20 protein-coding genes are annotated in these 23,301 nt (G+C 41.2%); 7 read left to right on the forward strand and 13 right to left on the reverse strand.

What is annotated here, in order from left to right:
- Positions 1–155 precede the first annotated feature (155 nt).
- From PBAT_RS00365 to PBAT_RS00385, 5 genes are all read right to left on the reverse strand, one after another.
- Positions 156–509 carry a hypothetical protein gene (locus tag PBAT_RS00365; RefSeq protein ID WP_068645779.1) on the reverse strand — a complete coding sequence of 118 codons (354 nt, stop codon included), beginning with the start codon at positions 507–509 and terminating at the stop codon, positions 156–158.
- 85 nt (positions 510–594) lie between these two features.
- Entirely contained in the window at positions 595–1,359 is a 765-nt protein-coding gene (locus PBAT_RS00370) for a glycosyltransferase family 2 protein (RefSeq protein WP_068645780.1), read from the reverse strand.
- Positions 1,356–2,255, reverse strand: coding sequence for a glycosyltransferase family 2 protein (locus tag PBAT_RS00375; RefSeq protein WP_248912393.1), 900 nt, complete (start codon positions 2,253–2,255; stop codon positions 1,356–1,358). Before PBAT_RS00375 ends, PBAT_RS00370 begins: the two co-directional genes overlap by 4 nt.
- Before the next feature lie 3 nt (positions 2,256–2,258).
- A complete protein-coding gene (locus tag PBAT_RS00380; RefSeq protein WP_084402738.1) occupies positions 2,259–3,071 on the reverse strand; it encodes a glycosyltransferase family 2 protein in 813 nt (270 codons plus the stop codon).
- Between the two features lie 184 nt (positions 3,072–3,255).
- Positions 3,256–7,917 (reverse strand): WIAG-tail domain, encoded by a 4,662-nt coding sequence (locus PBAT_RS00385; protein WP_068645781.1) that lies wholly within the window; start codon positions 7,915–7,917, stop codon positions 3,256–3,258.
- 209 nt (positions 7,918–8,126) lie between these two features.
- Here PBAT_RS00385 and PBAT_RS00390 point away from each other — a divergent pair, with 209 nt between their 5' ends.
- Positions 8,127–9,248, forward strand: coding sequence for a YheC/YheD family endospore coat-associated protein (locus PBAT_RS00390; protein WP_068645782.1), 1,122 nt, complete (start codon positions 8,127–8,129; stop codon positions 9,246–9,248).
- Between the two features lie 206 nt (positions 9,249–9,454).
- Positions 9,455–10,264 carry an archaetidylserine decarboxylase gene (gene asd / locus PBAT_RS00395; RefSeq protein WP_068645783.1) on the forward strand — a complete coding sequence of 270 codons (810 nt, stop codon included), beginning with the start codon at positions 9,455–9,457 and terminating at the stop codon, positions 10,262–10,264.
- Here the strand turns inward: asd and PBAT_RS00400 are convergent.
- From PBAT_RS00400 to pdxR, 3 genes are all read right to left on the reverse strand, one after another.
- Positions 10,261–11,121, reverse strand: coding sequence for an SDR family oxidoreductase (locus PBAT_RS00400; protein WP_246168293.1), 861 nt, complete (start codon positions 11,119–11,121; stop codon positions 10,261–10,263). The two genes, asd and PBAT_RS00400, sit on opposite strands and share 4 nt — an antisense overlap.
- Positions 11,122–11,233: 112 nt before the next feature.
- Complete coding sequence (locus PBAT_RS00405) at positions 11,234–12,028, reverse strand: helix-turn-helix domain-containing protein (protein WP_068645785.1); 795 nt, start codon at positions 12,026–12,028, stop codon at positions 11,234–11,236.
- 45 nt (positions 12,029–12,073) lie between these two features.
- A complete protein-coding gene (pdxR, locus tag PBAT_RS00410) occupies positions 12,074–13,537 on the reverse strand; it encodes a MocR-like pyridoxine biosynthesis transcription factor PdxR (protein WP_068645786.1) in 1,464 nt (487 codons plus the stop codon).
- Between the two features lie 152 nt (positions 13,538–13,689).
- Between pdxR and PBAT_RS00415 the strand changes: the two genes are divergently transcribed.
- From PBAT_RS00415 to PBAT_RS26150, 3 genes are all read left to right on the forward strand, one after another.
- On the forward strand, positions 13,690–14,304 hold the full coding sequence (locus PBAT_RS00415; RefSeq protein ID WP_068645787.1) for a pyridoxamine 5'-phosphate oxidase family protein: 615 nt from the start codon (positions 13,690–13,692) through the stop codon (positions 14,302–14,304).
- 101 nt (positions 14,305–14,405) lie between these two features.
- Positions 14,406–15,704 carry an aminotransferase class I/II-fold pyridoxal phosphate-dependent enzyme gene (locus PBAT_RS00420; RefSeq protein WP_068645788.1) on the forward strand — a complete coding sequence of 433 codons (1,299 nt, stop codon included), beginning with the start codon at positions 14,406–14,408 and terminating at the stop codon, positions 15,702–15,704.
- A gap of 123 nt (positions 15,705–15,827) precedes the next feature.
- The gene (locus PBAT_RS26150) at positions 15,828–15,956 is read left to right on the forward strand and encodes a hypothetical protein (RefSeq protein WP_276326509.1); all 129 of its coding nucleotides are present in this window, start codon (positions 15,828–15,830) and stop codon (positions 15,954–15,956) included.
- 75 nt (positions 15,957–16,031) lie between these two features.
- On the opposite strand, the gene PBAT_RS00425 is transcribed toward PBAT_RS26150, so the two are convergent.
- The 5 genes from PBAT_RS00425 to PBAT_RS00445 all read right to left on the reverse strand — a co-directional run bounded on the left by PBAT_RS00425 (position 16,032) and on the right by PBAT_RS00445 (position 21,163).
- Entirely contained in the window at positions 16,032–17,249 is a 1,218-nt protein-coding gene (locus PBAT_RS00425) for an ABC transporter permease (RefSeq protein WP_068646330.1), read from the reverse strand.
- 2 nt (positions 17,250–17,251) lie between these two features.
- Positions 17,252–17,998 carry an ABC transporter ATP-binding protein gene (locus PBAT_RS00430; protein WP_068645789.1) on the reverse strand — a complete coding sequence of 249 codons (747 nt, stop codon included), beginning with the start codon at positions 17,996–17,998 and terminating at the stop codon, positions 17,252–17,254.
- Between the two features lie 110 nt (positions 17,999–18,108).
- Entirely contained in the window at positions 18,109–19,590 is a 1,482-nt protein-coding gene (locus PBAT_RS00435) for a DEAD/DEAH box helicase (protein WP_068645790.1), read from the reverse strand.
- A 249-nt stretch (positions 19,591–19,839) separates the two neighbouring features.
- Positions 19,840–20,616, reverse strand: coding sequence for an SDR family NAD(P)-dependent oxidoreductase (locus PBAT_RS00440; protein WP_068645791.1), 777 nt, complete (start codon positions 20,614–20,616; stop codon positions 19,840–19,842).
- An 88-nt stretch (positions 20,617–20,704) separates the two neighbouring features.
- Complete coding sequence (locus tag PBAT_RS00445) at positions 20,705–21,163, reverse strand: chemotaxis protein CheX (RefSeq protein WP_068645792.1); 459 nt, start codon at positions 21,161–21,163, stop codon at positions 20,705–20,707.
- 376 nt (positions 21,164–21,539) lie between these two features.
- On the opposite strand from PBAT_RS00445, the gene PBAT_RS00450 reads away from it, so the two are divergent.
- Both PBAT_RS00450 and PBAT_RS00455 read left to right on the forward strand, forming a co-directional pair.
- Entirely contained in the window at positions 21,540–22,442 is a 903-nt protein-coding gene (locus PBAT_RS00450) for a LysR family transcriptional regulator (RefSeq protein WP_068645793.1), read from the forward strand.
- Between the two features lie 25 nt (positions 22,443–22,467).
- The gene (locus PBAT_RS00455; RefSeq protein WP_068645794.1) at positions 22,468–23,280 is read left to right on the forward strand and encodes a histidinol-phosphatase; all 813 of its coding nucleotides are present in this window, start codon (positions 22,468–22,470) and stop codon (positions 23,278–23,280) included.
- The last annotated feature ends 21 nt before the right edge of the window (positions 23,281–23,301 follow it).

Genomic DNA, 23,301 nt, shown 5'->3' on the forward strand with positions numbered 1-23,301 from the left:
CTCAGTGCTATGCTGGAAAGGTTTTGTTTCTAATTCAAATAAAATACATTTTTCCCTTTTTTAATACATATAACAAATTGTCTAGCTCCGTCGCACTTGGTTAGAGAATCTTTATATCAAAAAAGCTGCACGAATGCAGCCTTATCACAAAAGCGCTATTGAGACTTATATCCTAACTGGTTACCATCTTCGAATCCTTGGGCAAATCCAGTATTAAAGCCTTTGTTATATGCTTCATCGTAACTTTTACTGTTTGATAAACCCTTACCAATCTCAGTAGTAGCTGTCTGAACGGGTACTACTGGAACTGAAGCAATTTTAGGTATTGGGATAAGGCGTTTTTTCTTACTAAGTAAAGCCTGTCGTTTTCTTCTAGTTGATTTGACCAATCGATAATATCGAGAATTCCATTTTTTATACTTCTTTAATTTCAACACCCTCGTGCTTACTTTACGTAAAGCACGTGTTCTTTTTAACCTGGACTGTACCTTCTTCTTCATCATCCTCATTATAATGCACCTCCTAGCGCATGCTTGCTACAGCATATGCTGAGGTCATGGGACGGTTCCTGATTTTTTACTAATAAGTGAACTTTTACGTTCCATCTTCTTCTTTATTAGGCAATAAAAAATCATAAGGATCCACATTCCATTTATCGATAAATAGTTGATGGTTTCTTACGACAAGATCGTGCCACCCTTCTGGATATCTTTTCTTAAAGCTAACACTTCCTTCATGATGAACAAGAACATCACCACACATTAACAATTTATATCCATTTGATCGTGCACGAAAGCAATAATCATCATCTTCAAAGTGCCCTGGTGAAAAACGTTCATCCAGCATGCCAATCGTATCCATGAGTTCCCTACGAAATAAGAAACATAAACCTACGATTCGATCCACAACTTGCCATTTTGAACAATTTGGGATGTTCCATTGCCCTGCTAATGCGTGAAATTGTTGCATATCTTCATAGTCACATGCCACTTTTTGTATACCACTCACATTCCTAGTTACAGGACCTACAATCCCGATTTTATCGTCGCTGTACAAAGCACTAAGCATATTCTTTAGCCATCCATCTGATACAATCACATCATTGTTCAGCAAAAGAATTTGGTCTCCAGACGTAGCCGACATTCCTAGATTACATGCAATCGGAAAACCAGTATTATTAGGAAGTGATATGAATATAATCTTTTCATTTCGACAATACTCTAACGTACCATCACTCGATCCGTTATCAACCACAATGATTTCGTAAGGCAAATCAGTATATATACGAATAGACTCTACACAAGAAATTAACAAGGGTAATCCATTAAACGTCGGAATGATAATACTAGTCACGCTCATATTAGATTCCTCCGCATCGCAAGTTGAGATCTTGACTCATTTGGCAATTGAAGCCTGACACCTGTCATTTCCATGACCGCACTTAATGCTTCCATATGATCCCCCATAATGAGGTGAGTAACTTCATTATCTAGGCCTATATTTCTAGCTCTCACACGATTATGGTTCACCACATCAACTCGGTGGACGCAAGCTACCTTAAGTCCTTTCATAATAGCCAGGGCTTGAGCCTTCGGAGGAACGATCAAGGACGTTACCCCTACCATTTGAATCGCACGCCGTGATAATGCATGTGGTACCGCTGTTAGTGAGTTTGCCTTCAGATCATCTCTATTTAATACTCGATTCAGGAAAATTTTACAACGTGTTACACTATCCTGCCGGTAAAAGGGAGGAACCCATGCAGAAATATCATTTAACGCAACGTCTACTCCCTGATCTACAGCAATCAAGAACGGCATAAGTTCACGTGCATTAATGACGATATCCCCATCCACATAAAGAACAATATCCGTATTCGTCAATTTCGTTCCTGCTGCTCTTCCTACATCATGACCTATTCGATCAGGATAGTGAATGATGATTGCCTTCGAGCTTTTTCTTACGACCTGAAAGCTCTGATCTGTACAACCATTTAACACAATCACAATTTGAGAAATAGGTAGCTTTTCCAATTCCTGCAATAATAGCCCTATGGTCTTATCTTCGTTACATACTGATATCACTACGGATGCAGAATGTGTTAATACACTCAATCCTTCATTCATGTTTTCATTCGCACGAAGGTTATTCAACAGCTGAGCTTCATCTTTGTGCTGATGCCAGTGCCGTTTAATGTATCTCGTTCTTCTCCTCAACTCAATTCGTGATTTGTCAGCCATTCGCTTCCTTCTCATCTCTCACCTCACCTTATCCCGCTTCCGCTCTAGATCCGAGTAACCCGCGCGAGATCCCTTTTGTTTCAATAACCAGTTAATGGCTTCCAGATGATCTCCTGTTATCATTGCTTCTAAGGGATCAACTTCATTCTTTTTTACGCGACGAGGATTTAATTTCCCGACCTGTATAGAATGAACTAACTTTACTTTCAACCCCTTGGATACCGCTATCGTTTGAGCAAGTGGAGGAATAGTTAAAGACTCTGCACCTATCTCCTTCAAAGCTCTTCGACTAATTGCATGAGGAACAGTCGTCAGTGAAGCACCCTTTAGATCAGCACGTCCCAACATGACATTTAATGCGTGCTTGGACAATATCACACGATGCACCGGTATCTGATGAATAGGTCCTCTATAATCATTCAGTGCAACATCTACACCAGATAAAACCGCCCTAACAAACGGTGCAAGTTGGAATGATGGAATAACCATATCGCCATCAATGAATAATAGTACTTTCCCCTTTGCCGCTTTGGCTCCAACAAATCGTCCCACATCATGCCCTAATGGGTCTTCTCCATGAATGACGATAGCTCCAAGTCTATTAGCTATCCTGTCTGTACCATCTGTGGAGCCATTGGTTATAACAATAACTTCCGTACTCGGATGAACACGAGCCGCTTCACGTATGACTGCTTCTATCGTTCTTCGCTCATTCAGAGCAGGTATAATGACAGATACCACTGGCAACTGGTGATTTCTAATGCTCACTTGTTTATTTTTAATGGTTGCCTGAGGCCGATGCCTTGTCTTGGATCGGAGCCTTCTCTGCATGGCCAATTTCCTCCTCAAACAAGAAATGGGAAATCATTCCTTCTACTATTCTCTTCACATTTTATGTTTCATCCGTCCCGTGGTAACGGCATTTGAGCAATAAGCTTCATTTACAATACCCACATGAAGAACGAAAAAAGCACGGAATCATCATTCCCGTGCTTAATCATTTATATGAAGAATCTTAGATAGACGGGCCTACAGCAATCCACGAAACAAAACCATACTTATGACGGCTACCTTGATTACGTACGACTTCAATAACTGCTGAGTCCTCTTGCTGGGACTTCAGTGCCGCATAGAAGAATGGATGACTGCACATCGCAACAATAACATAATGAATACTATCGAACGCCTGATCGAATCGTACATCAACCTCAACACTACTCTCATCACCTGTAAACACGAAAGCCGTCATTCCAAATTGCTGCATGGATGGGGCACCACTACTCGTAATTACTGGATCAAATGCTAGATGTGTTAAGGATACGGTATTGTCTGCCAATTTAGCGCCTTGCACCGCTCCATCTGCTAACTTCTCATGTCGGATACTATCATCAGCTAAAGACTCTGTTCCTACAGCTCCAGGCACCAGATGTTTACTGTCTACTGAATGCATAGCCAGATGTTCACCAAAGACTCCTTCCGCAGCAATTTTGGGACCATATACCGCTTCATCTTGAATATGAGCACGGGAGACTGAATTATCTTCAATATGTTCAGAGGACACAGAACCTGGCTGAAGATGCCGTCCACTAATAAGTTGATCCTGAATATGATGGGAAAGAATTATACCTTCCTGAAGATGCTTAGAACGGATTGACCCTGCTTGTAGATGAGATTCAGATATCAAATCTGGCTGTAGGTGATGCGTATATATCATATGGGACTTAATATGATTATCGGTAACTACGCCGTTACCGATATGCTCACTCTGTACAATCTCCTTCGATAAATGCTCGGATTGAATCGCTCCCGGCTGAATTTTATCCGAGCTTACGGCCTCGTCCTTCAAGATATCACTGTCTACTACGCCGCTTTGAAAGTGGGAAGTAACTAGTGAAGCGGATTGCAATTTGTGTCCACCAACACTACCTTCAGGAAGCCATTCTCCAGATTTCAACTCATCGCTCAGATGCGAAAAGGTGACCGAACTATTCTCAATATGATCAGAGGACACAGAACCTAGCTGAAGATGCCGCCCACTAATGAGTTGATCCTGAATATGATGTGGAAGTATGACACCTTCCTGTAGATGCTTAGAGTGGATTGATCCTTCTTGCAAATGTGATTCAGATATCAAGTCTGGCTGTAGGTGATGCGTATGAATGGTATGGGACTTCATATGCTTAGCTGTTACTATTCCGCTACCGATGTGCTCACTCTGTACAATTTCTTTCGATAAATGCTCTGATTGAATGGCTCCTAGCTGAATTTTATCCGAGCTCACAGCCTGATCCTTCAAGATATCACTATCTACTATGCCGCTTTGAAAGTGGGATGTAGCTAGTGAAGCGGATTGCAATTTGTTCCCATTAATACTGCCATCAAGTAGCCATCCTCCAGATTTCAACTCATCGCTCAGATGCGTAAGGGTGACCGAACTATCCTCAATATGTCCTGAGGACACGGAACCCGGCTGAAGATGCTTCCCACTAATGAGTTGATCCTGAATATGATGAGGAAGAATTACACCCTCCTGAAGATGTTTTGAATGGATTAATCCCGCTTGCAGATGTGATTCTGATATCAAATTGGGCTGTAGGTGATGCGTATGAATAGTATGGGACTTAATATGCTTAGCTGTAACCACGCCGCTACCGATATGTTCACTCTGAACTATGTCTTTGGATAGATGCTGGGATTGAATGGCTTCAGGCTGGATTTTATCCGAGCTTACAGCCTGTTCCTTCAAGATATCACTATCTACTACACCACTTTGAAAATGGCCTGTAGCTATTGATGCAAATTGCAATTTACTTCCGTCAATACTATGATCAGGAATCCATTGTCCGGATTTCAACTCATCGCTCAGATGTGAAAGCGTGACCGAACTATCCTCAATATGTCCTGAGGACACAGAACCTGGCTGAATATGCCGCCCACTAATGAGTTGTTCTTGAATATGATGAGGAAGAATTACACCTTCCTGAAGATGTTTAGAATGGATCGATCCTGCTTGCAGATGAGATTCCGTTATCAGCTTCGGTTGAAGATGATGCGAATGAATCGCTTGATTCTGAAGATGATCTGCTGTAACTGATCCGTTACTGAGATGCCCACTTTGCACAATATCTTTCGATAAATGCTGTGATTGAATGGCTCCTGACTGAATTTTATCAGAGCTTACAGCCTGTTCCTTCAAGATATCACTGTCTACGATACCTCTTTGAAAGTGGGAAGTGGCTAATGATGCGGATTGCAATTTACTACCATCAATACTACTGTCAGGAAGCCATTGTCCAGATTTAAGCTCATCTGCAAGATGTGAATATGTTATAATCCCTTTTCTCACATGATAGCCATGGATCGATTCCTGTTCGAGATGTTTTCCAGTAATACTCTCAAGTCCAATTTGTCGTCCGCTAACAGTACCAGAGGCTATCTTTTCACCTGTAACTGAACCATTCTGAATACTATCTGTGCCCACCGATGATGTTCCTAAATGTTCAGCCAGAATAGCTGACGTCTTAATATGGTCTGATTCTACAGCCTTTAGATTAATGTGCTGAGAGGATACCGAGCGTTCTGCTAGAATATCAGATTGTACCGCATTAGGACTCAACTGTTCGTAGCCCACAGATCGTAGCTCCAGCTTTTCTTTGGTAACACTTCCATCGGCTAACTTAGAAGTGGTTACGGCCAACTCACTCAGTTTATCCGTTGATACGCTTTCCGGAGATAACTTAAGCGAAGTAACAATATGATCCCCTAAATGGTGGGAAAGAACCGAGTTTGGTGAAATATGCTCATCTTTAACCGCCCCTGGGGCTATCTTAATGGATGTGATTGCTTGATTCTGCAGTAACGTTTGCCCAATACTCTTCTCTTGCATATGACGGGATGTTACAGCGCCATCTGTTAGATGAAAGGCCTGAATAGAGCCTTCTTGTAAAGCACGCCCACTAACGCTGTCATCCGCTAGATGTAATGCTTGTATTGCTCCTTGTGCAATGTTGTGGGATCGAACACCATCGCCCGCTATTTTCTCAGAAGTGACCGCAGCGTCTGCTAACTTGTCACTAGTGACACTACCCCGATCTAACTTCCCTGTTGTAACACTCTTAGCACCCAATGCTCGCTCTGACACGACTTCATACCCTAAATGAAATTCCTGAACCGAATCTGCCCTGATTTTGTCTGTTGTCACTGCCGCAGCTTGAATATGTTGTTCCGTAATGGCGTGTTTTGCTATGTGCTCAGATAGTACCACATCAGAATTGAGATGATTGGACGTGATTGCATGAGGAGCAATGTGAGTACCCAGTATAGAGGACTTAGCAATATGACGCGTATGAATCGCTTCATCGATGATTTTAGTTGAGATAATACTCTGATCAGCAATTTTTGAAGTTGTTACGGCCTGTTCGATGAGTTGCGTAGTTCCTATAGACTGGTCCACTATTTTCTTAGAGCTTATACTATGATCAGCAATATGGTAGGCGTCCACTACACCTTCAGCAATATGATTACTGCTCACAGCTTCCTTCTGTATATGCTTGCTTCGTATAGAATTTTGTGCCAACTGAAGTGATTCCACAGCACCTTCAGCAATGTGTCCTGATTGAACCGCTCCATGAGCCAATTGTTCGGAACCTATACTACGGCGTAAAAGCTGCTCCCCACCGATAGACTCTAGTGCCAAATGATTTGCTGTAATCACGTTATCCTGTAAATGCTTTCCTTCAATGCTAGCATCCATAATCTTGTTTCCTGTAACCGCATTGTCACGAATTTTGGATGCAGTGATAGCTAAATCAGCAATTTTTGAGTTATCAATGACATCATTGGCTAAATGTACGCTTTGAATGGCACTGTTCTGAACCTTATCTGAGGTTATAGAATGATCCTCTAACAATGCATTTGAAATAATCATATTACTTAAGTGTCTGCTTTGGATAGAAGCATCCGCAATTTTGTGAGATTCTATGGTACGATCACTTAGCTTGTCGGAGCTTATGCTCCCATCCTTCAATTTCTCACCACTAATGGATTTATCGGAAATTTTGTCGAATCCAATGGAGCCATCAACCACGTGTTCTGCATGGATAGAGCCCAAAGCAATTTTAGAAGAAATAACGGCTCCATCTGCGATATGGATACTCCCAACCACATAATCCTGCAATTGCTCACTCTGTATGCTACCTTTTTTCATTTTGGATGCATCAATTGCTCTAGGAGCTATTTTGTCTGCTGTAACAGCACCATCTGTTAGATCATCCCCATAAATAAAAGCTACTTTTCGGTTAGGATGTTGTTTATCCGTCAGCAACTCTTCTACCTCAATAAGTGAAAGTCCCTCTTCTACTAGAGAAGTAATTTCAATTTCCTCAACTTTATGATCTTCTAGAGTATGTTCTTCCTCCGTCTGATCTTCTGAACTAACTTCATCAATTTCAATCTTTGGAACTTCCTTAACCCTTTTAGCAATAATGGCTTCTAACACTTCATTACTCTGATCTAAAGGCGGAGCGGCTACAGAAAGAATGTTAACTTCCGATTTGTTATGGTGCTGATTTAATTTCGGCTTGTCGAGAAAACTCAGTTCCTGCTTATTCGGATCATCCACATAATAAAGAGGTGCCTTTTTACTTTTACTCGTTTTATTCTTCGTTGGTTTATTCAAAGCAGTTCTCTCCTTCCTGCTGTCTTTCGTCATAGGCATCCTATGCAAGATCATAGGCCATTGTCACAGAAGTCTAAACTTTATACTTATTCATTGAAAATAGGCCATCTTGTTGAGCATATTCGTCCAAACCATTTGTCTTAATTGAAAGTACACTGTTGAGAACACATACTGGACCTGAACTGAACATCAGACAAGGAGGAACGGTCATGCAGCAATTGGTTGGCATACTGCTTAATGCAAGCATGCACCGAGGCATACCTCGCTGCATTACGGGTCAGGAATCACTAGCAAATTATGAAGAAGGAGCTCAGGTCTATGGCTTAATCCCTGTGTTCCTAAAGCTAGAAGATATCGATTTGGAGACGGGTAGATGTGTTGCCTATATTAAGAACGATGCCGATTATGTGTTAATCGATATCCCCATTCCGAAGGTCATTCATAATCGTGCGATTTATATCAATAACAGTTCACATCTACGTATAAGTAGGTTACTCAATAGAGGTATTATTGTCTTCAATGTATGTAATCGTTATGGAAAAGATGAAATCCACCGTCGACTATCCTCCAACCCATCGTTAAATCCATTCCTTCCAAATACGGATACAGCTACACCTATAGCCATCCGTCGTATGATGAAGCAACATCATGATCTCATTCTGAAGCCTTGTCGTGGCAGTATAGGCCAAGGTATTATGCGGCTTCGTAAAGTTAATACGAAATGGATGCTCACTTACTCAAATACTCCTTCAATTGGAGAGTGGAAAACGATCACATTAAACAAAGAACAATTGCCTCCCATTGTGCTGCGTAGAATATCGCTTCAACCCTTCCTCGTACAAGAACGCATTCCTCTTGCTGAATATCAAGGTAATGCATATGATATCCGCGTAACGATACAACGAGGATTACAAGGTCTGTGGCAGATGACAGGGATGTATGCGAAGATAGCTCCATCTAACACTTTTGTAACTAACATCGCACAAGGAGCGACTGCTGTCCCAGTAGAATCCATACTTACAACTAGCATACCTTCCCAATCTCCCCTATCCGTGATCCAATCCATTGAACAGGTCACCTTGGAAATTGCATGGAGTCTCAGCACACAACTACCATGGCTAGCAGACTTCGGAATGGATATTGGGATCACCTCTGAGGGTAAACCCTATTTCATCGAATGCAATGGTCGAGATCAACGTTATGGCTTCCGTAAAGCCAGCATGATATCCACTTGGAGAAAGACATATGAGCACCCTATGGCATACGCTCATCATTTGTTAGAAAGCGATGTATACCGTAGAAACCTTCCTCATTCATACCATTACAATTAATACAAAAAAGAATGGATTGCGACATCAGACCTACCTCTGAAGTCCTATCCATTCTTTTTGTTGTTTGTAGTGATAATGAACTTGACTTAGCACAAGCTGCTACTTCCAAGCAGATGTTGCTAAATAACAAGAAGGAATTGATTTAAAATCTAAACTATGTCAATATATTTCAGAGCGCTTACGTAACCTCTGAAGGGAGAAAAACCATGGCAAAAAAAATACTGCGATTGATGACCGAGCTCTCCTCAAGAAAATCGATATCCCGAATAATGGGTCGTTTTTCTCACAGTAGTGTAAGCCGCTACGTCATCCCAACGTTTATACGAAACTATCAAATCCCCGTGTCTGAAGCGGAAAAAGATATACGTGAGTATCGTTCACTTAACGCATTCTTTACACGTAGACTGAAACCTGGAACGAGACCTATCGATGTGAATGAGCATTCTTTAACAAGCCCTGTGGATGCGCTTATTACAGCAATGGGAAAGATCTCAGCAGGAACTATTTTAAATGTAAAAGGACAAGACTATTCGGTGCAGGATATTCTTCATCATTCTCCCCATCTGGAGCTCTATAAGAATGGTTATGTATTCGTACTTTACTTAAGTCCGAAAGATTATCATCGCATCCACACTCCTGTAACAGGAGTACAGACGGAAAGTGAACATATTAAAGGTCGTGTTTATCCTGTAAATGATTTCGCAATGACTCATATGCGTTCTGTACTGTGCCGTAACGAAAGACTCATCACATATATTGCTCATTCATTTGGAGAAGTGGCCGTTGTAAAAGTTGGTGCAATGAATGTCAGTAGCATCCAATATACAGACGCCTCCGTGAACGAATGGAATAAAGGTGATGATCTTGCCTATTTTGAATTTGGATCGACCGTCGTTCTACTTATGGAGAATGATACCTTTACACCTCGAGAAGATATCAAAGTCGGAGATGCTGTACGTATGGGGCAACGTTTAGGTGATCTCCATGCTTCTGCTGCACAAAGTACAAACCATTAACCTTGGCGATGTAACAGCTTAAGAATGATGCGATGAAACCATCGATCTGGTAACCATTGTTTGGCAAGCATCGTTACTGTAGTCCCACGAGGAAGAGAATAACGAAATGATGGATATTGAACGGTAGCAATCTTAGCTATTAATTGGGCTACATCCAGTGGATTACCGCTACTTGCCGCACTTCGTTGCGAATATTGCAAGATGCGATCCAGTAACCCTTTATACGGAGAATGGGATGCCTGACTCATCTGAGAGAAACTCTTTCCCCAGATAGGTGTCCCATAGGCTCCTGGCTCAACGAGAATAACATCAATACCGAATGGCTTCACTTCCATGGCGAGACACTCGCTGAATCCTTCTAACGCGAATTTAGAAGAAGCATAGGGTCCATACCCTGGGAATCCAACATTCCCACTAATACTACTCATCTGAATAATACGTCCTCCTCCACCTTCTCTCATTAAAGGTAGAACAGCTTGCGTAACACAGACCATCCCTAAGAAATTAATCTCCATTTGCTCTTTCCACATCGATAAAGGAATTTCTTCAATCATCCCGCCTACAGCTACACCTGCATTATTGATCAGAATATCTAGACGACCATAATTATTCTGAATCTGATTCACCACATCCTGTACTTGATCTTCATTTCGAACATCCATTGCCACCACTTGAATAGATGACTCCACACCCGCTATCTGTGAGGCTTTCATTAACGCTTCCTTGTCCTCTGGATTACGCATGCCTGACACAACCATGAATCCCTCACGCGCAAGCTCCACACTAGTTAGAAGCCCAAAGCCGCTAGAACACCCTGTTATGAGTGCAATCTTACCTGTATTGTTGTTCTGAATCACTATGATCGTCACCCCTTTAATTTCATCCTATAACACAAAAAGCAACTTCAGATCAATCACAGGTCCAAAGTTGCTTTCATTCCTATTCATGTGTCTATCAATTCATCTCAATCTAACGAATTTCGGACGGATTCTGACCTGTATATTGCTTAAATTGCCTGCTGAAAAAAAAGATATCGCGGTACCCTAGAGTATCTGCTACTTCTGTAACATTCATGCCTGCATATAGCAGTAAATGTTGAGCTCTTTCGATACGCATCTTTATAATATAGGACTGAACAGGGGAACCTATTAAATCTTTGAATTTAATAGAGAAATAACGTGGCGACAGTCCAGCACGTGCTGCCAAGTCTTCCACGCGATGCTGGATTCCTGGATGTTGGCGTATATAGTTAGCTATTTCATGTATGACCTCAGTTAATTGATTACTTACTATTTTGAGAACAGGCTGATGGTGATCATGATTATCCTCACGCAGCAAATGGATCATCAACTGCTTGAGAATAAGCTGACCTTCCTCCTTAGCAGCATAGGTATTCACTAGAAATAACCGTACGTAACGAGCCAACATATATTCAAAATCAACCGTCTCTTGTAACCTTCGATAAGGACGTGGAATCTCAGTTACGGGCTCTATTACATCAAAGTGAATATAACTCAGCACCAATGGTTTCTGTGGATTGTGAACAGCGCTTGTGTGATCTCCAGGTCGAAATAGAAAGCAGCTTCCCTTACCAATTTCATAAGTTTCATCATTCCTTATGAGCGTACCCTCACCACTCCACACATAAAATAAATCATAATTAGGCAATGCCTTTTCTCTTTTTTGCCATTTCCAACTTGGTTCACACACAATTTTGGCTAATGAAGGTTTGATCTCAAAAGAGGACGGTGAAGCATGTAGCATATCTTAATCCCCCCTTTGTTATGTATTCTACTACACGTTATACGTTCATCTGCATCTAAATAATTGTTGCACATCCTGCCATGCTAGCGCAAGTCGATTTACACCTTCAAAGATCTGTTCATCATGAAGGTGAGCAAAGCCAAAACAAACGGCTATTGGACCGGGTTCGATTGTATATCTTTTAGCATCCATAAACTCCACGCCTCTGCGCTTCGAAGCCACTTTAAAAGCTTCAAATTGTTCAGCAGATCGCTGCCATAGTGCATACACATGAAGTCCAGCATCCCCAGGAATGAACCGGAATATTTCACTAATATGAGCAGAGATCAAGGTGCAGAATCGATCATGCCGTGTGCTATATATTCGAGTCATTCGTCGTAGATGTCGCTTATAATGTCCATGGATCATGAAATGCGCTAACGCCCTTTGTTCTAATAATCCTGGTGATATTGGATCATAGAATGCTTTGGCACGCGCTACAGGCTCAAGAAGTGCGTTGGGAATTAATGCATACCCTAATCGTAAGCCAGCAAACATTGTTTTGGAAAAAGAGCCTAAGTAGATGACTCTACCGTCACGATCCAACGCCTTTAGTGGTTCGATCGGCCGACCTCCAAATCTAAACTCACTATCATAATCATCTTCTATAATAATTGCCTCTCGCTCCTGTGCCCACGCTAAGATCTTCCTACGTCGTTCCAAGGAAAGTACCGCACCTGTAGGAAAATGACGACTAGGCGTCACAAAAAGTAACCTAGCATCCCAATCCTTAGGTATTAACCCTTCTTCATCTACGTCTCCTCGCACCATGGTGCCACCGCATGCTTCTACAGCCTTATGAATACCGAAATATCCTGGATTTTCTACGACAACACGTTCACCTTCGTTCACTAGAAGCTGTGAAAGAATCGCAATTCCCTGCATAGACCCACTAAATAGAACGATATTTGCTGCAGATACTGTAATTCCGCGTGTAATCCGTAGATATCCTGCAATAGCCTCACGTAGCTGAATATCTCCCTCGGGAGGAGTAGGTAACTCTAAATCTCCTCCTCCTTTTCCACCTGCATAAGCTAATGCACTACGCCATGTATCGTATGGGAAGTATTCCATAGGTATGGATTCAGGTAAAAAACTGATGGATCCCTCACATTTTAGACTATAGGAAGTTCGCTGTTGTCTCATCAATCTCAATCCCCAGGAAGATAACGTAATCTCAGCACTCGGTGCGTGCTCTATCGAAGATACTGGAGAAGGACCCGAGTGAGTCACAAAAGTTCCCCTTCCGACTTCCATTTGTACGTATCCTTCCGCAAGTAACATATCGTAACTCTGGGCAACTGAACCACGAGACATATCATAAAGATTTGCTAAATAACGAGTAGATGGAAGTTTGGAACCTCCTGCAAGTCTCCCATCTAGAATAGCGTCACGTAATGCATAATAAATGGCTAAATACTTGTAACGATATTCCTCTAAATAGGAGTCCAAATGCAAAGCAAGTTCCATACATACACCTTCTTCTTATATAAGATTATAAATTGGACTATAAAATATAATCTAAATTGGATCTTTTTACTTGTCAATCAATATCATACGATAAATCTATATTGATGAAGTATTTTAATCATACAAAGGATAGATTAGGAGACTGATGCGTGATGAGAAGACAAGAATTTAGCGTGCAAGAAGAGATGGAATTGAACCAATTCTTATCCGAGAACACCTTTGGGTTTCTAGGAACCGTCGATGATGAGGGGCGCCCACGAGTGACTCCGCTCAATTTTGTATATGATCAGGGTTTCTTTTACTTTCATGGAAGTCGTGTTGGAGAAAAAATGAGTCATATGCGTATTAATGAACAGGTTAGTTTTACAGTAGCCGATGAATATGCATTGATTCCTTCCTACTTTAGTAATGCTGCAATGGCTTGTCCTGCTACCTCCTATTTCAAAAGCGTCATGGTTAGCGGCACTGCTGAGCTTGTGCTCGACCTCTCTGAAAAAGGGCGAATATTCACATTATTTATGCAAAAGCTACAGCCAGAAGGAGGATATGATCCAATTGACCCTACTGATCCTCGTTATAATTCAAGACTACGGGGCGTTGCAGTCATGAAAATCATTCCTGAACACCAATCTGCCAAATTTAAGTTCGGACAAAATTTATCTAAAGCAGCCATAGATAATGTTATTAGTGGGCTTGAACTTAGAGGAAATAGCCGTGATCAAGAAACCATTGCACAAATGAAAAAGTACTGTCCTCATATGCCGTAATAAAGTATTTGTCAGTGACGTTTCCAAGGGTAAGTGGTATAATATGATCCAGTTAAAGCGGTAAATTATAACCATTAAACAGACTTGGAAGGATGGAAAGCATGAACCCACTTGCTGGACAATTGAATGAGAGCATTAAAGCTGGAAATTCACACGTATATGACATGTTATCGACACTTGGAAAAGAGATTTACTTCCCTAAAGAGGGAATTCTTAGCCAGTCAGCAGAAGCTTCAGCCCATGCTAAGAAATACAATGCTACGATTGGAATAGCCACTGAAAATGGAATTCCTATGCATTTAAATGTGATTCAAGACAAGTTGTCCGCATTCCAACCCAAAGATCTGTACAGCTATGCTCCACCTGCTGGTAAACCAGAACTTCGGACTGTATGGAGAAGCAAGATGCTACAAGAAAATCCATCTCTACAAGACAAGTCCTTTGGTAATCCGGTTGTAACAAATGCACTAACACATGGTCTTAGTATCATTGCAGATTTATTTGTAGATGAGGGCGATGCTGTTATTTATCCTGATAAGAATTGGGAGAATTATGAGCTTACTTTTGGTATACGTCGCCATGGTGAGACCGTTAACTATCCACTCTTCACGCAAGAAATGACTTTCAATAGTGCTGGGCTTCGAGAAGCTTTATTGGCCCAAAAAGATAAAGGTAAAGCCATTGTCCTTCTTAACTTCCCTAATAACCCTACAGGATACACTCCGGGGATTAAGGAAGGTGATGAAATTGTCGCAGTCATTAAGGAAGCCGCAGAAGCTGGAATTAATGTCGTTGTCGTAACAGACGATGCTTACTTCGGTCTTTTCTTTGAAGATTCACTTAAAGAATCCCTATTTGGTAAGCTTGCAGGACTTCATCCTCGTATACTTGCAGTTAAAGTAGATGGAGCTACCAAAGAAGAGTTTGTATGGGGATTCCGCGTCGGATTCATTACCTTTGCTTCTGAAAATTCTGATGTGATTGCTGCTCTGGAAAATAAGGCAATCGGTATTATCCGTGCAACAATTTCTAGTGGTTCACATCCTTCTCAGACGTTTATACTTGAAGCGCTCAAAGCGCCAGAGTTCGCTGCCCAAAAAGAAGAAAAGTTTCAAATCATGAAGGGCCGTGCCAATGCTGTAAAAGCAATCCTAAACAATGACAAATACAATGAAGTATGGGGTTACTACCCTTTCAACTCTGGCTATTTCATGTGTTTGAAATTGAAGACAGTAACAGCTGAAGCCCTTCGTACCCATCTGATTCATGAATATGGCGTAGGTACGATTGCTTTAGGAGAACATGATCTAAGAATTGCCTTCTCATGTATTGAGGAAGAATACCTTGAAGATTTGTTCCGTTTAATCTATCAGGGCATTCAGGATTTACAGTCCATTTAACTACAATAACCTTAGATAATGCATTTTTATTGCTTATGGTTTAAGGCCCACGCACCTAGTCCACTTCATTCATACAATACGGTGTATTAAAGAATACATCATGAGTGTGAAAGGGGAATAAACATGAGTGGAATAGAAGAAGTTAGAGGCGGTTGTGGGTGTGGCGTCGGTGGCGGATTATTTAATAACACGGGTGCTATCTTAGTCCTTTTCATCTTGTTGGTTATTATCACACGCGCTTTGTGGGTATAATGGATTATCGAGATTTCTTATAATGAATACAAAGAGAGGCCGAGGAGTATATCCCCGGCCTCTTTCAATATAATTTTACTCGTCATCATTGTCTTTATTGCCTTTACGCGAAAGTATGACACGAATAATACATGACATCACAATTCCAAGCGCAAGTGTACTCAATGTCAGACTGATATGTACCCATCCATCCCGAAGTAAAGGTAGCCAGAGAACCACAGCTACGATTAGGTGAACCTGAAATACAAAGGATGTAACATTATGCTGTCTACTATTCACAGGAATTGGATATATACTTAGCCAGAAAGACTCCTTGTGGAAACGTTGTAAAGACGATATTTGTACGCCTATTAGGAACAAAAAGAACAAATAAATGCCACTACCAAGCATAGTCCCACGTGTCCACCATACAAGTAAGAATCCTAATACTCCCGCACGTAACATAATCCCTAATATATCACTTCGCACAAAACTTTTCGTAAGAAGATACTTATATGCGGCACTTGGTTTCCACACGATTCGATTCCCTGCCTTAGAGAATATTCGCCGTGGATATACCCGTTGCTGTTGCTCAGGGACATTAACAAACCATCCTAACACCAACATAACTCGACCAATCTGGGATTCTTCTTTCGTAATCAATCGCTCCCAAGCTACTAGATGCTTCACGGGATAGGATAATGCGAATAAGTAGGTTACAAGCACAAGAAGTACATAAATAAGACTTTTCCCAACAGGCTCCCATAACCATGCACTCAGTGCCAACGCCATAACTGCCCAGCGAAGCAAGTGAAATCCCTTAGAAGCTCGAAGGGACACCATCGATAACTCTTTCCAACCACCGTAGCTAGATATGATTTTTAGAATACAAAGAAGGATGAGAAAGCTCCAGAATGACTTAGGTGCGACATCACTTCGAACATACAGCGGCCATGCTGTCAAGAATACGAGTGCTAATCCTATGAATTTGTACAAAACACCACTAACCCAACTACCTGATAAATAATCTTTCATTTTCGATTCCTGTGGTAGCAAGAACACAATATCAGGCGATCTTAGATAGGTTCGAACACTGCTACGTACAATCAACGGGAGCAGTAACACCAACATAATCCAACGAATAGGTAATCCTGCAGGAATATGTTGTACAAGAGATGTATACCAAGCTGAAAAAGCAATAAACATGAATAGAAGTAACACAGCCACGCCACTTTGCATGACATACCCTAAATAAGGGATAATTTCTCCCCAAAATTGACGACGGCGTTGAATACGAAGACTCTTCAGGTCCATATTCAAACCCTACCCTGTACGAGCGAATAGAACAGTTCCTCCAGCGGAGCACCCGGTTTACCTGCTTGTTCAGCAATCTGTTGAAGTGTTCCATGAGCGATAATGATTCCCTGATGCATAACGATAAATCGATCACAATAATTCTCAATGGTCGATAAAATATGAGAACTCAACAGAATGGAGGCACCTCCGGCTTTTAACTCCACCATGAAATCGAGCAGTGACCGAATCCCTAGAGGATCTAACCCTAGAAAAGGTTCATCAATAATATAAAGGGACGGACGAGCTACAAAAGCGCACATAATCATAACCTTTTGTTTCATCCCTTTAGACAAATGTATCGACAAACTATCCATCTTATCTTCCATCCGGAATAATGCAGATAACTTTCCTGACCGTTCCTCGAAGTCTTCTTTAGATACACCATATGCTCTTGCCGTAAATTCTAAATGCTCCCTAACGGTCATTTCCTCATAAAGTAACGGAGATTCTGGTACGAAAGCAAGCGCGCTGTGGTAAGTTTCTGAATCTTCCTCCCGCTTCTTACCTTTGACGCGAATATCTCCCTTTTGAGGTGTCATCAATCCCAAAATGTGCTTCATCGTTGTACTCTTACCTGCACCATTCAGTCCAATGAGACCGATCATTTCCCCAGTACCGACTTGAAAGTTAACATCATGGAGCACAGGACGATTGAGACTATAACCTCCAGTAAGTCCTTGAATTTCTAAAACAGGCATATCGCTCATTATTTTCACCTCGATTTTGATAACTATCATTTTACAGGTACGTAGAACCGACCGAGCTTCTTATTAAAGAGTACGAGTGACGTATTCTACGAATGACAGCCTAACTCCTGTTACTCTTTTTGCTTATCTTTCAACCACTTCGGTGCACCTTTATTTTTACGTACGCGTTCCCGCTCTCTTTTACTAGCTCCAGAAAGAGGTCTAGTTGATTTACGAGAAACTTCGGCTGTCTGACTAGGTGTATCAGAGCTTAGTTGCGTTGGCTGAATCGGCTCCGCACGCTTAGCAATTACTGGACTATCAACAGACCGATTCTCTTCACTTGTGATTTCTTTACGCGGTGTTACCTTGTCGCCATCAAACCGTTTACGACTCTCTTCACTTTTGCGGAAAGGAGTAGGCGCAGCTTCTTCTCTAGTTGCAACAAAAGGTGTTCTAGTCGTTACAGGTTCTTCCCCTGGCTTAATGATTTTTCCTCCGAACATCGTACGAAGACCAATTGGCGTTTTTAATTCTTGTATAAATTTCTTCATGATAAACGTCTGTCGGTCTGTAACAATGGAGACTACTGTCCCACTACGTCCCATTCTTCCGGTTCGGCCTGCACGATGCACATAATGCTCAGAGTCTATTGGTGGATCATAGTTTACAACCATCGTTAAACCTTCAATATCCAATCCACGTGCAGCTAAATCACTAGCAACAAGCACTTTGAATTTACCGTTACGGAAACGTTCGAGGACACCACTACGTGCCATTTTATCTGCATCCCCATAAAGCGCCTGCGTGCTAAGTCCTAAATGGTTCATCTTAGCTTCTACTTCTGCGATATCTTTGGTAGCATTCACAAATACAATTACTTTGTTGGGATTGTAATGGCGAATAAGACGGCGAAGCGTATCCGGCTTATCACGTTCTTGAGATACGAAATAGAGATGTTCTAACCCTTTTGCAGTCATTTGCTCTGGTTCAATTCCGACCTCTATGGGGTGCCTCATTTCTTTCTTCACAAGTGCCGCCGTCGCTTTACTAACCGTGGCGGAGAGAAACACCAGTTGGCGGTCGCGCGCCGCACTACGAATAATGCGTTCCACATCGCCTCCTGAACCAAGATCAAACACTTGATCTACCTCATCGACGACAATCGTTGTGACTGTATGCATCTTGATCTTACGCATTTCAACGAGTTCTTTTATTCGCCCTGGCGTACCAACAACTAATTGAGGATGAAGTTTTAGCTTCTCAACTTGACGTTTCATAGCTGCTCCACCAATCAGTCCCAACACACGAATTCCTTTATGTTCTCCATAACGTTCGCTCTCACGCACAATTTGCATAGCCAGCTCTTGTGTAGGTGCTAGAATCATCTTCTGTATCGTCTTAAGTTCAGGGTTAATCCCTTGCAAAATTAGAAGCAAATAAGCAAGCGTCTTTCCCGTTCCAGTCTGTGAATGTGCAAGAATATCATTTCCTTGCAATGCAGCTGGAATCACCTCTGCTTGAACAGGTGAAGGTGCGATTATTTCAAATTCAGATAGCTTATTTACCAAATCGATTGTAATACCTAGTTCTTCAAAAGAAGTTAAATTCATGTATGTCCATCCTTTATGTTCAAATCATTCTTATTCATTATATGCTAAAACAGAATTCCCACCAAATTCTTGTCCAAATTAATATTGAAAGTTCTAACCCCACATCAATTCCCACAAGAAGAAACGGCTACACCGTCCCTTAAGGACAGGCAACTGTCTCTTGAGAGATATTAAGAAATAAAGTATCAAGTGAATCTTTTACTTTCTTTTATTTTCAAAAAAACCGACTCTTATGAGCCGGTTTCCCCTTTATTTCTTATTCATTATTTTGTACGTTAGCTTGTCCGCCAATCGTGGAAATAATTGATAGAAGCGCATACCAATAGCAGCCAACCTTGGAAGGTTAATCTCCTCTTGTTTACGCTCAATCAGTCTTACCATCTTACGCGCAACAAGTTCAGGTTTCATCATAAACCAGCCTATATTGGAGACATATGTCCCTGTTGGGTCGGCCAACTCAAAGAATGGGGTATCTATAGGCCCTGGATTGACCGTAGAAACCGTTATGCCGCTCCCCCTTAGTTCTTGCCGCAGACTATTACTAAATCCATACACAGCGTGTTTAGTCGCCGTATATGATGTGGATCGAGCTGTACCTATCTTAGCTGCCATGGAAGCGACATTGACGATATGTCCATCACCCTTTTGTAGCATATAGGGAAGAACTGCCTTTGTACATCTTACAGTTCCCATATAATTCACATTCATCATTTCGCTGAATTCATCTTCAGACATTTCCAGGATCGATTCAAATTTACCATATCCCGCATTATTTAGAAGGATATCTATTCTACCGTATTCTTCGATCACTTGGTTCATCGACTGTTGCACTTGTTCTGTATCCGTTACATCCATCACAATCAGTTTATGTGAACCCGGAATTCTCTCTCCAATCGAATGAAGACGTTCTACAGAACGAGCCATCAATACAGGAATAGCACCCTGCTCAGATAAAAGAATCGCAGCTAATGCACCAATTCCACTTGAGGCGCCTGTTATGACAACCACTTTGTCTTTCAACATCATATCTGCATCTCCTACCTCAAACTTCGTGTCTAGTGATATTTCTTACTACGAAGTTTGATCTCCTAAGAATGAGCTTACGCTCTCTATTCTAAGAAATCATCACTTGAATATCCAATTCACCGATTCCAGCCATCATAAGTGGAATGCTAAGTGCCTTTTTAGAAAAAAACAAGGGATCATCTTGAGGACTTACAATTTTGGGAGGTGTAATATCTACGTTCACTCCTTGATTGTAAAGAATCGTACTCGCATTACCACTGATCATATTACTAAGCTCAGAGATAGCGCTTTTTCCCATTTCATCCATTTCGGTTATGACAAACCCACCCATCATCGCCGAGACGATTTTTAAAGCAACCGTTTCTTTCAATCCAAATACAACATTACCTGTTAACTGTCCGGTCATACCCACTTGAATCCATATATCGCCTTTAACTATTTCAATGTTTTTAATCCCTAAATCACCTGTAGAAGGTGATATGCAAATAACTTGTTCAATAACGATCCTTGCGGACTCTAGAAAAGGATTAATTATTTCCGCTTTCATATCAAAATGCCCCTTTACACTAGTCTGTTGGTAATGCACCAAAAGTCCCGATTATCGTTAGAATAATTATACTTAAATCCCAGCAATAATACATCATTTATTATACAAAAGTCTCACTTCAAGGTCCTTAGAACCTAATTTACATCAATTCACAGACAGTTATCTTATCCATTTATACAATTTCAATGAGGTGATCAGAAATCCACTTCTTCTTTATCGGTCTTTAACTCCCATTTTTGAATGGCTATTATACATATTATATAAAGAATATGTATTGACCTTCATTGCTCTACCCAAGCGTATCATCTATAATTTTAAATAATATGTATTTGAACGAGATCATAGAAATATAAGAACTATCATGAGGAGGGATGGCGTGAACATCAGTCAGTTAGAAACACTTGTAACCATTTCAAAGACTATGAGCTTTCGAAAAGCAGGAGAATTACTCAATCTTACGCAGCCTGCTGTATCAGCTCAGATCAAAAGCCTCGAGGACGAGTTCAATACTGTGCTTGTGGACCGCAACCAGCCTGTGACGTTAACGGATCGTGGTGAAGTGTTCCTCGAACATTCGAAGCGTATGCTATCTATCGTAGAAGAACTAAAGCAACGCCTCTCGGATTTGAATCACATCCCTCAAGGACATATCGTCCTTGGAACGACAACTTCTATAGCCATACAAATCTTACCTCGTGTATTATTTTATTTTCAAGATCAATTTCCACTCATCAAAACCACAATTCAGTCTATGGCATCCTCTTCGGTGTACAATAGCGTAGAAAATGGGCAAATTGATGTGGGCATCGGATACCTCATTGAACGTAACCCGAACTTAATGACTTCTGTCCTTTACTATGACACTTTCGAACTCGTCGTTTCTCCTAAACACCCTTTAGCCCAGAATCCTGTCGCCTCTATGGAAGCATTACGCGATCTACCACTTATTCTGCTCACACGTGATACAGTTGGCCGGAAGTTTGCTGATGAAATTTTTAAAAAGCATAAAATCACTCCAAACGTAGTCATGGAACTTTCAAGTAGTGAAGAAATAAAACGAATGGTGGAACTCAACCTTGGTGCCGCTATTATTTCTAAAATATCTGTTGGAAGAGAGCTACGTCTGGGTACACTAAAAATAATTCCACTTTTCGAACTTGAAGTCACGCATCCCGTGGGTGTCATTTATAAATCAGGTAGATATCTAAACTCTGCCATGCAGCAATTTCTAAGTGATCTCAAAGGCATGCCCGAGACACAATTTATAAGTTCTGAATAATTGAATATAAGGAGTGCACTAACCATTGAAATTTGATATTCACACGCACCATTATCGTTGTGGACATGCTGATGGAAATATTCGTGATTACATCGAATCCGCCATCTCTTCTGGTCTTCAAGTCATAGGTATCTCCGATCACACCCCGTACTTTGCTAGTCAAGAAAACCAGGCCTTTCCGCTTATTTCAATGGGGAAGTCCGAACTTAGAAATTATGTAGAAGAGGTTCTTCAACTTCAGCAAGAGTATGCCGGTACTATCGATGTATTGCTAGGTATAGAATCCGACTATTTTCCAGACCATGCTGAACTTTACAGACAGACGTTATCTAAATACCCCTTTGACTATATTATTGGTTCCGTCCATCAAGTATACGACGTGAGTATTTTCAATAAGAATCGTTGGAAAAAGTTCACACCTGAACAACATATCTCCGTTAAGAAAGAATACTACCGTCTCATTCAAGCCTCTGCAAAAAGCGGAGGATTCCAAATTCTTGGGCATCTCGATGCCATGAAAGGAAATTATCCTCCCTTTTCAGATATTCCTGCGGTTGAAATCATTGATGAGACGATGCAAGTCATAGCTGAATGTGGAGTTGCGATCGAAATTAATACATCAGGAAAGACGAAGCTTAGTGGGGGTTGGTATCCATCAGATAGTATGTTGGAGAGAGCACTCTATTATGGTGTCGATGTTACTTTTGGATCCGATGCCCATAAGCCTAGTCGCGTAGGAGATGAATTATCAGAGGTAAGCACCAAACTCAGAGAAATCGGTTTTAAAGAATGGGTCTATTATAAACAACAAAAGAAAGTTATCGTTCCCCTAACTTGAGTCATCGAGAAGACAAAAAAA

This window comes from Paenibacillus antarcticus, assembly GCF_001637225.1.
Classification (GTDB): Bacteria; Bacillota; Bacilli; order Paenibacillales; family Paenibacillaceae; genus Paenibacillus_AQ; species Paenibacillus_AQ antarcticus.